This is a genomic window from Enterovirga sp. (assembly GCF_035325185.1).
GTDB lineage: Bacteria > Pseudomonadota > Alphaproteobacteria > Rhizobiales > Beijerinckiaceae > Enterovirga.
The window spans coordinates 1-8,305 of sequence record NZ_DAOLAJ010000129.1 but is presented as its reverse complement, the minus strand read 5'-3'; the positions used below and the strand labels follow the sequence as shown (position 1 = coordinate 8,305).

Genomic DNA, 8,305 nt, shown 5'->3' with positions numbered 1-8,305 from the left:
AGGAAGACCACCGTCTCCTTGTCCGAGGCGACGGCCGCATTGGCGACGACGAAGCCGACGGTGGCCTTGTCGGTGTCGTTCCTGGCGCAGCTGATCGAGACGACGAATTGTCCGGGCATGGGGAGGCTCCTTCAGGTCCAGTCCGTCCGCGAGCGGATCCAGAAGCTGTGGCTGTCCGGCTCGTGGCGGAGGAGTTCGTTGCGTGTCATGCGGCACCAGGCCGGGATGTCCTCGGGCGCCCCAGGATCGCGCGCGATCACCCGGACGACCCGGCCCGGCATGGCGCGCAGCTTGAGCCGCAGCACCATGACCAGCTCGCCGCAGCCCATAGGGCCCGCGTCCCAGGTCTCCGAGGTCTCGATGGCGTCCATGCGACTCCGCCGGCCCGTTCGGCTGACGCCGCCCGGGCACGGACATACCGGTTCTGGTGAGGAAGGCGGCCGGCTCCCGCCCACGCCCTGCCGAGCACGGCAGTTGGCCAGCCCCCACGGGGCATGGCGCGCGAGGAGCGACCACCCGCAAACCGTACCCACAACGCCACGTGGGTCAAGTGGAGCGCGGAACCCTACGCCAAAGGGATGCTCAGGCCGGCCTGCAGGGCGTCAGGGCCCATGGTTCCTCCGATGTCCGGCGAACTCGATCGATCCCTCAGGAGACGCGACCGATGCGCAACGAGAGCGGCCAACTCACCCGCTTGATCGCATCCGGATCGCCCCAGGCCTCGGAGAGTTCGGCATGGAAGGCGTCGATCTCGGCGCGCCCCACAGCCTTCTCCGCGGCGCGCACGGCAGACCAAGTGTCCACGTACCCGAAGAGATCGGGCAGCTTCCAGACAACCGTGATGTCGAGCGACGGTGCCTCGATCTCGGGGAACGGGAATGGGAGGGAACGATAGCCGTCCTCGACATGCCTGCGCTCGGGCGGCGCGACCGCGTAGGTGACCGCTGGATGCGCCGCAGCGCTCGCGATCTGCTGGGCGCTGGCATCGATGCGGCCGTGGTCTTCCTGTTCCTCGTCGGGGAGATGCTGGAAAGCGTCGCGGCCGGCCGCGCCCGCGCGGGAATCCAGAGCCTCGCGGCGCTCATGCCGAAGGTGGGGCTCGTCGAGCGCGACGGGCGCCTCGCTCGGCGGGTCATTGCCGATCGTGTTGACGCCATCCCTTGCAAAACTCAATGGACACCGCATATACCATCCATGTGGATGGTCGGAGGATGGCGTGGCAATTGACGCTTGGGGACGGGGGCGGTCGGTCGATAGCGAGAAGATCACGATCAATCTCGGCTTCGTCGATCTCGGCCAGATCGACCTCCTCGTCGCCGAGGGCTTCTATTCGAACCGGACGGATTTCATTCGGACCGCGATCCGCAATCAGCTCTCCCGGCACGACGGCGAGGTGAGGAAGTCGGTAGCCCGCAAGAGCCTCGATCTCGGCTTACGACACATCACGCGGCGGGAACTCGAAGAGCTGCAGGCGGCCGGCGAGGCGCTCGAGATCCAGGTGCTCGGCCTCGTCAGCATCGCGGCCGACGTCACGCCGGAGCTGGCGCGCGCGACGATCGCGTCGGTCCAGGTGCTCGGCAGCTTCCAGGCCAGCGCGGATGTGAAAGCCGCGCTTCGCGACCGGATGAGCTGACGCTCCCTCCATCAGACAACCATGTCGAACCGACATGGGGCCGAGCTTGCCGAAGGACACCAGGATGAACCCGTTGAACGTCGACATGAGCGAAGTGCTGCGCCTCACCAGGAATGGTCGGCTCGCCGAGGCGGTCGCCCTGATTCAAGGAGGTGCGTCGGCCGGACGGACGTCCGATGCGGAACCTCGCGGTCGCGCCCACAACCCGCCGGATCACGACGTCATCGACATGGTCGCGCCGGCCCATCCCGGCGGAAGCTGGACGCCACCTTCGTTCATCCCTTCCGAGGCGACCGTGCAGGGCGCAGCCTCGGGTGGTGGCATGGCAGACTTCGTGCAATCCATCCTGGACCGCGTCAGCGCGGATGCCCCTGCTCCGAACCTCAATGATCTGCCCGGACTCGATGGATTGCCCGGCCTCGAGAGAAGGACGCGGCCCGTTCCGGTGCCCGCCGGCGCTCGTTTCGAGGAGCGGAGCTTCACCAACGAGGCCGGGACGCGGCCCTACAAGCTCTACGTGCCGAGCGGCTACGGTGGACGGAGCGTTCCGCTGGTCGTCATGCTGCACGGCTGCACGCAATCGCCGGACGACTTCGCGGCCGGCACGCGCATGAACGAGCTCGCTGAGGAACAGGGCTTCCTGGTCGCCTATCCGGGCCAGCCCGCCACGGCTCATCCGCAGCGCTGCTGGAAGTGGTTCAGCGTCGGGGATCAGCAGCGCGGCCGCGGCGAGCCGTCCCTCGTCGCAGGCATCACCCGGGCCGTCATGGCCGAGCTTTCGGTCGATGCGGCGCGCGTCTACGTCGCCGGCCTCTCGGCCGGGGGCGCGGCGGCGGCGGTGATGGGACAGGAATATCCCGACCTCTATGCCGCGGTCGGCGTGCATTCCGGGCTCGCCTGTGGATCGGCGAGCGACCTGCCCTCGGCGCTCGCGGCCATGAAGGGCGGCGGAATCGTCCGGACCCGCAGCGGCGAGACGATTGTGCCGACCATCGTGTTCCACGGCGACCGGGACAAGACGGTTCACGCCGTCAACGGCGAGCAGGTCATCGCCCAGCAGCTCGGTGGCGACCTCCGGGCCGCCACCACGCGAGCGACGTCGCCGGCCGGGATCGCCTTCACGCGAACGGCCTATGCGGACCCATCCGGACGAGAGTGGCTCGTCCACGTTTCAGTCGAAGGCGCAGGGCACGCCTGGGCTGGCGGGAGCGCGGCCGGGTCGCACACCGATCCTCGCGGCCCGGACGCGAGCCGGGAGATGATCCGTTTCTTCAAGCAGCACGCGAACGGCGGCACCTGATCAAATGGCTCCGATTCACCAGTCAGCTGACGGCCGGCGGGCGAAGGGCCGTAGTGATCTTCGCGGCTGCTTGCCATCCCCGGCGCCGTCACCAAGCTGCTTCGGAAGGTCTGGAATCGGGCAAGCGCCAAATGTCCTCTGGCGCTCATGCTCCTTTGACCGACACGCTGGTCGATATCGCCGGCGGCCAGGCCGACGTCGCGGTCCGGTTCGGGCCGCTGTCGGACAGCACGCTGACGGCGCGCAAGCTCGGCGAATCGAGACGCGTGATCGTCGCCTCGCCCGATTACCTGGCCCGCCACGGCACGCCGCAGGTTCCGGAAGATCTTCACCAGTACAATTGCCTGAACTTCAACTTCCGCCGGGCGGAGCCGGTCTGGCCCTTCTGCTGGTCGGGCCGCGACTTCGCCATGTCCGTGAAGGGCAGCATCGAGGGCAATAACGGCGAGACCCTGGGGCAGCTCGCGGCGATCGGGGTCGGCATCGCCCGGGTCGGCGCCTTCAGCGTCGCGCAGGAGATCGCGGAGGGGCGCCTCGTACCGATCCTGGAGGAGTTCAATCCCGGGGATGTCGAGGCGATCCACGCCGTCTTCGTGGGCGGCGCGACCATCCCGGCACGCATCCGCGTCTTCGTGGATTTCCTGGCGACGCGGCTGCGATGACGCGTGGATCCACCCGACCATAGGCGGATCCATCGGAACATGTCGGTAAGCGCTTCCGAGAACCAAGCCCGCCTTGCTGCAGGCATAACCTCCGTTCTATGGCAGCGAGCCGATGTCTGCTTCGGCGTGTGGCCAGCACGGGCACATGCGTTGGCGCTAACGCAGCTCCTGCAGCAGGTTCGCGGCAAGCTCGAGGTCGGCTGCTTCCAGGCCTTCCGCGCATTGCGCGACGAGCGGATCGAGGAGTTGTCGCGCCCGTTCGCGCTCGCCGCGTGTCGCCAGGAGAGCGGCCAGGTCGATGGCGGTGCGCAATTCCCATGCCCTCGCGCCTTGACGCCGGCTCAGTTCGAGGGACCGCTCGAGACATGTTTCCGCCTGATCGGCATCCGGCTGCGGCGCTGCGAGAGCGATCACGCCCTTCAAGCGCAGCAATTCGGGCATGTAGCAGAGATCGCCATTCGCCTCGACCGAGGTGATCGATTCTTCGATCCACGCAAGGGCTTCGGCAAGCCGCCCTGTCGCGGCGAGGCCCTGAACGAGCGCGATGGTGAGCGGCGTGGTGAGCAATTCGTATGGCGCCCCATGGAGTTCCGCGAGGCAGTTCTGCAGGCTCTCGATCCCGCTCCCCGCATCGCCTCGCCGAATGGCGATCTCTCCCTGGAAGCCTCGCCCGACAGCGAGATAGGGGCCGAAAGAATGGTGCCCGGCGCGCGAGAACAGGCGATCGATATGCTCCTCGGCGCGCATAAGGTCCCCGGCCCACAAGAACACCGACACAGCCCAGACCAGGGCGATGGAAAGCGTCAAGGGATGATCGGCGGCCTCTGCCTCCTCGACGGTCAGCAAAGCGCGCTCCAGGGCCCGGTCCGAATGGCCCTGGAGCCAAAGCGTTCGGGCCAGGATCGCGCCGGCCAGCGTCCTGCCCTCGAAGCCGAGATAGTTTGTCGTCGCTCCAGGGAAATGCGGCCCGCATCGTAACGCCGCTTCGAGCGCGGCCCGTGCACGGCCAAGCTCTCCGCTCAGATGCAGCGAGATCCCCATCAGAGCATGCGCCAATGTGGCTGAGCCGGAACGCGCAAAGCGACAAGACATCGTCGAAGCCCCCGGCGGTGAGGCCGGGGACGCACACATCGTTCCGCGCGCTGAAGCAGATCGAGGCCGGTGTCCTGAACGTTGGATATGCCGAAGACGGCCCTGCCGACGGACCTGTCGTCATCCTCCTGCACGGCTGGTCCTACGACATCCACAGCTATGTGGACGTCGCGCCCCTGCTGGCATCCGCCGGATGCCATGTCCTCGTTCCCTATCTGCGGGGCTACGGGACGACGCGCTTCCTGTCGAACGAGACGCCCCGCAACGGTCAGCAAGGCGCGCTCGCGGCCGACATCATCGCCTTTATGGATGCCCTGAAGATCGAGAAGGCGACGATCGCCGGCTACGATTGGGGGGCGCGAACGGCCAACATCGTCGCCGCGCTCTGGCCCGAGCGCTGCAAGGCAATGGTCTCGGTCAGCGGCTATCTCATCGGCAGCCAGAAGCTCAGCGAGGCGCCTCTGCCGCCTAAGGCGGAACTGCAATGCCGGATACACGAAATACACGCGCGATTTCGCCCGCCTGATCTGGGAGCTCGCCTCGCCGAAATGGGCCTTCGACGACGCCACTTTCGATCGCTCCGCTCAGGCCTTCGACAATCCCGACCACGTCGCCGTCTCGATCCACAATTATCGCTGGCGGCTCGGTCTGGCGCAGGGCGAGCCGAAATATGACGCCCTGGAACAGAAGCTGGCCGCGCTCCCAGCGATCAGGGTGCCGACGATCACCATGGAAGGCGATGCGAACGGCGCCCCCCATCCCGATCCAGCAGCCTACGCCAGGAAGTTCTCCGGCAAATACGAGCACCGACTGATCACTGGCGGCATCGGCCACAACCTGCCGCAGGAGGCCCCTGAAGCCTTTGCCCAGGCGGTCATCGACGTCGGCGGGCTTTGACAATCAACGGGTGGGCCGTCTCATGAAGCCTATCTATCTCCTGGCATGCGCGGGGGCGGCGCTGACATCGCTCCTTGTCGCGGTATCCGCGGTCGAAAGCGCTTCAGGGTCCGACGCCGCATCGCCGATCTACGGCGTCACGGTTCCCGAAGGATACCGACACTGGGAACTGATCGCGCCAGCGCTCGAGGCGGAGCCGCTCGACGAGCTCCGCGCGGTGGTTGGCAACAAGGCGGCGATCGACACTTATCGCGCCGGCACCCTGCCGTTCCCGGACGGAACGGTCTTGGTGAAGCTTGCGTGGAAACAGATGCCATCCGCCGAGTTCGAGCCCGCCACCGTTCCCGGAGCGGCCACCACGATCCAGGTCATGGTCAAGGATTCGAAGAAATATGCCGCCACCGGCGGCTGGGGCTTCGGCCGCTTCATCGACGGCAAGCCGGTCGACGCGGCGCAGCACCAGACCTGCTTCGCCTGCCATCAGGCGCGGGTGCAGAGCCATGACTACGTCTTCACGCGCTATGCGCCGTAACAGGCCCAACTGGCGTCGGCTGGCGGAACCTGTCTCCTTCGAGCGCTGGGTGGGCGATGCGGCCGGCGCCTTCGCCCCGCTATAATTCAGATTCGATCAAGCGAAGCAGCCGGAAGCGCATCTCGCCATCGTCGCTTGCGAGGGAGATCACGAACCGGACCCGTCCGTGGCTGGACGTGTCGGCATAACCGGCGAGCGTGCGGATGCCCTCCATCGTGCCGGTCTTGTTCGCCCCCCCGTCATGGCCGCGAAGCAGGTCGGCATGGGCTGCGAAAAGCTCGAGCACCTTGGCGAGGCCGCGGGGCGTGAAGCGGTTGTCGCGGCTGATGCCGGAGCCCTCCTCCAGATGAATGCTCGTCGCGAGATCGTGTGAGGCGAGCAGCGCTCTCGCCACGCGAAGCGACTTCTCGATGCTCACCGGCCCGCCCAGGCGCCGTGCGCCGATCTCCAGGAAGACCTGGTTGGCAATGTAGTTGTTCGAGTGGCGGAGCAGCTCGACGAGGATCTCGGACAGGGCACGCGACTGCCGGTGGACATAGACCGGCTCCAGCCCCTCCGGCACGGCTCCGATCGAGACCTCACCCCTGACGCTGCCGCCGGCCCGCTCCATGAAGGCGGCGATCAACTCGCCCGCATATCGCAGGCTGATCTCAGGCTGCTGGCTCAGGCTGATGCGTCCGCTTCCCTTCGGGCCCCGCCCTCGGAACTCGGCGATCGCGAGCGGGGTGATCGGGGTCTGCTTCTCGGCGGAACGCACCGTCTCGCCGCGGCGCGCCGCATAGACGGTGTTGAAGTTCACCGCCAGGGCGGAGTTCAGCGCATTGTAGGCCGCGCGGTTCTCCTCGATGCCCGGGATGGCGAGGTCGGACGGATAGTAGCTCGCGTCGAGCACGATGCCTGTGATCGGCTCCTTGCCGATGGCTGCGACCAGCCTGGTCGCGAGGATCGCCAGCTCTTCCGACACCAGGAAGGGATCGCCTCCGCCGCGCACGTAGAGCACCCGCTTGTCGTCGAGATAGAAGCGGGTCTCGAAGCGGTAGTCGCCGCCCAGCACCTCCATGGCCAGCCAGGCCGTCACGATCTTGGTGACGGAGGCCGGAACGAAGGGCTCATCCGCATTCCGGACCACCAACTCACGGCCGCCGGAATCCACCACGAGAACCGAAGCGGAGGGCGCGAGGGCCGCTATCTTCTCCTCGATCCCCGCCAGAGCCGGAACAGGCAGCAGGACCAGAGCCACGGCCAGCAGGCGAAACCACAGGGCGGCCCCGGAATGGTGCACGCCACCGCGGTTCGCGGAACTCCGGATGCACATGTCCCACGGCTGGAACCGATCCATTTTCCCACCTTCCAGGATCAGAGATTCGAATCTCGGAGGTATTGTCGGGACCAACTCCCTGATCGATGCTCCGCCGTTCGCCTGTATTTGCACGCCACGCTACTACTACGGCCGAATTTTGTTGAACCGGCCTGATCCGAGGTTCTTTTAGTCGCTCCCAACCTGGGAGCCGCCTGTCGCGTCCCTGTCGAAAACGGGGGCGATATGACAGCCGCTCATCTCAGGCGGGAGGCATGCGCGCGCGGTGCGCGCATGCTGCGAACCGCCCTCGGTCCGGCGATCGCGCGCCATCTCGAAGACCCCGCCGTGGTCGAGGTGATCCTGAACCCGGACGGCCGCATCTGGATCGATCGACTCTCGGAGGGGCTGGCGGATACGGGCGAGACGATGTCGGCCGCCGACGGCGAACGCATCGTCCGCCTGGTCGCCCACCATGTCGGCGCGGAGGTCCATGCCCGCGCACCGCGCGTCTCGGCCGAGTTGCCTAAGACCGGCGAACGCTTCGAGGGCTTGCTTCCGCCCGTCGTCGCCCCCTGCCTTCGCGATCCGCAAGCCCGCCGTCGCGGTGTTCACGCTTGACGACTATGCCAATGTCCGCCAGCCGCCCCTCTCGACGCTCAATCTCGCCCATATGATCCCGCTCACCGGCACCTCGCCCTACATCGTCTTCCCGCGTTGCGACAACGCCGCGCCCTGGATCACCCAGCGCGCACCTGCAGCCAATCGGTCGCTCACGCTGAGGCCGCACGACCAAAATTTACGCCTTAATGGATCGGCTCCGCCACATGATCACTCCTTGGCGAGGTCTCCGATGAGGCTGGCGGCGACGGTGAGCCGGGAGACGGTCAGG

General features: G+C 66.9%; 11 protein-coding genes and 1 pseudogene. 8 read left to right on the top strand and 4 right to left on the bottom strand.

Features of this window, described 5'->3' with window-relative positions:
• Positions 1-131: 131 nt before the first annotated feature.
• Both PKD06_RS17495 and PKD06_RS17490 read right to left on the bottom strand, forming a co-directional pair.
• On the bottom strand, positions 132-371 hold the full coding sequence (locus tag PKD06_RS17495) for a sulfurtransferase TusA family protein (RefSeq protein ID WP_324382367.1): 240 nt from the start codon (positions 369-371) through the stop codon (positions 132-134).
• A 277-nt stretch (positions 372-648) separates the two neighbouring features.
• Positions 649-1,185 (bottom strand): hypothetical protein, encoded by a 537-nt coding sequence (locus tag PKD06_RS17490; protein ID WP_324382373.1) that lies wholly within the window; start codon positions 1,183-1,185, stop codon positions 649-651.
• Between the two features lie 31 nt (positions 1,186-1,216).
• Here PKD06_RS17490 and PKD06_RS17485 point away from each other — a divergent pair, with 31 nt between their 5' ends.
• From PKD06_RS17485 to PKD06_RS17475, 3 genes are all read left to right on the top strand, one after another.
• Positions 1,217-1,633, top strand: a complete 417-nt coding sequence (locus PKD06_RS17485; RefSeq protein ID WP_324382365.1) for a CopG family transcriptional regulator — start codon at positions 1,217-1,219, stop codon at positions 1,631-1,633.
• 64 nt (positions 1,634-1,697) lie between these two features.
• Complete coding sequence (locus tag PKD06_RS17480; protein ID WP_324382363.1) at positions 1,698-2,933, top strand: PHB depolymerase family esterase; 1,236 nt, start codon at positions 1,698-1,700, stop codon at positions 2,931-2,933.
• Between the two features lie 155 nt (positions 2,934-3,088).
• Complete coding sequence (locus PKD06_RS17475; protein ID WP_324382361.1) at positions 3,089-3,595, top strand: LysR substrate-binding domain-containing protein; 507 nt, start codon at positions 3,089-3,091, stop codon at positions 3,593-3,595.
• 156 nt (positions 3,596-3,751) lie between these two features.
• On the opposite strand, the gene PKD06_RS17470 is transcribed toward PKD06_RS17475, so the two are convergent.
• Positions 3,752-4,441 (bottom strand): hypothetical protein, encoded by a 690-nt coding sequence (locus PKD06_RS17470; RefSeq protein ID WP_324382359.1) that lies wholly within the window; start codon positions 4,439-4,441, stop codon positions 3,752-3,754.
• Between the two features lie 209 nt (positions 4,442-4,650).
• On the opposite strand from PKD06_RS17470, the gene PKD06_RS17465 reads away from it, so the two are divergent.
• The 3 genes from PKD06_RS17465 to PKD06_RS17455 are packed head-to-tail and all read left to right on the top strand — an operon-like array spanning position 4,651 to position 6,116.
• The gene (locus PKD06_RS17465; RefSeq protein WP_324382357.1) at positions 4,651-5,361 is read left to right on the top strand and encodes an alpha/beta fold hydrolase; all 711 of its coding nucleotides are present in this window, start codon (positions 4,651-4,653) and stop codon (positions 5,359-5,361) included.
• A gap of 40 nt (positions 5,362-5,401) precedes the next feature.
• Positions 5,402-5,584 carry an alpha/beta hydrolase gene (locus PKD06_RS17460; RefSeq protein ID WP_324382355.1) on the top strand — a complete coding sequence of 61 codons (183 nt, stop codon included), beginning with the start codon at positions 5,402-5,404 and terminating at the stop codon, positions 5,582-5,584.
• 22 nt (positions 5,585-5,606) lie between these two features.
• Positions 5,607-6,116 carry a cytochrome P460 family protein gene (locus PKD06_RS17455; protein WP_324382369.1) on the top strand — a complete coding sequence of 170 codons (510 nt, stop codon included), beginning with the start codon at positions 5,607-5,609 and terminating at the stop codon, positions 6,114-6,116.
• Positions 6,117-6,195: 79 nt separating this feature from the next.
• Here PKD06_RS17455 and PKD06_RS17450 read toward each other — a convergent pair whose 3' ends face one another.
• Entirely contained in the window at positions 6,196-7,398 is a 1,203-nt protein-coding gene (locus tag PKD06_RS17450) for a D-alanyl-D-alanine carboxypeptidase (protein WP_324382353.1), read from the bottom strand.
• Between the two features lie 261 nt (positions 7,399-7,659).
• On the opposite strand from PKD06_RS17450, the pseudogene PKD06_RS17445 reads away from it, so the two are divergent.
• Positions 7,660-8,041 (top strand): annotated as a pseudogene (locus tag PKD06_RS17445) (P-type conjugative transfer ATPase TrbB); the annotation flags it as partial.
• Positions 8,021-8,305: hypothetical protein (locus tag PKD06_RS17440; RefSeq protein ID WP_324382371.1), on the top strand; the 285-nt coding region annotated here is incomplete at its 3' end. The pseudogene PKD06_RS17445 and the gene PKD06_RS17440, both read left to right, overlap by 21 nt.

Coding starts and splice junctions, on each gene's coding strand:
- PKD06_RS17490 (WP_324382373.1), bottom strand. CDS start 1,185: ATGCGGTGTCCATTGAGTTTTGCAAGGGATGGCGTCAACACGATCGGC.
- PKD06_RS17455 (WP_324382369.1), top strand. CDS start 5,607: ATGAAGCCTATCTATCTCCTGGCATGCGCGGGGGCGGCGCTGACATCG.
- PKD06_RS17465 (WP_324382357.1), top strand. CDS start 4,651: ATGTGGCTGAGCCGGAACGCGCAAAGCGACAAGACATCGTCGAAGCCC.
- PKD06_RS17480 (WP_324382363.1), top strand. CDS start 1,698: ATGAACCCGTTGAACGTCGACATGAGCGAAGTGCTGCGCCTCACCAGG.
- PKD06_RS17495 (WP_324382367.1), bottom strand. CDS start 371: ATGGACGCCATCGAGACCTCGGAGACCTGGGACGCGGGCCCTATGGGC.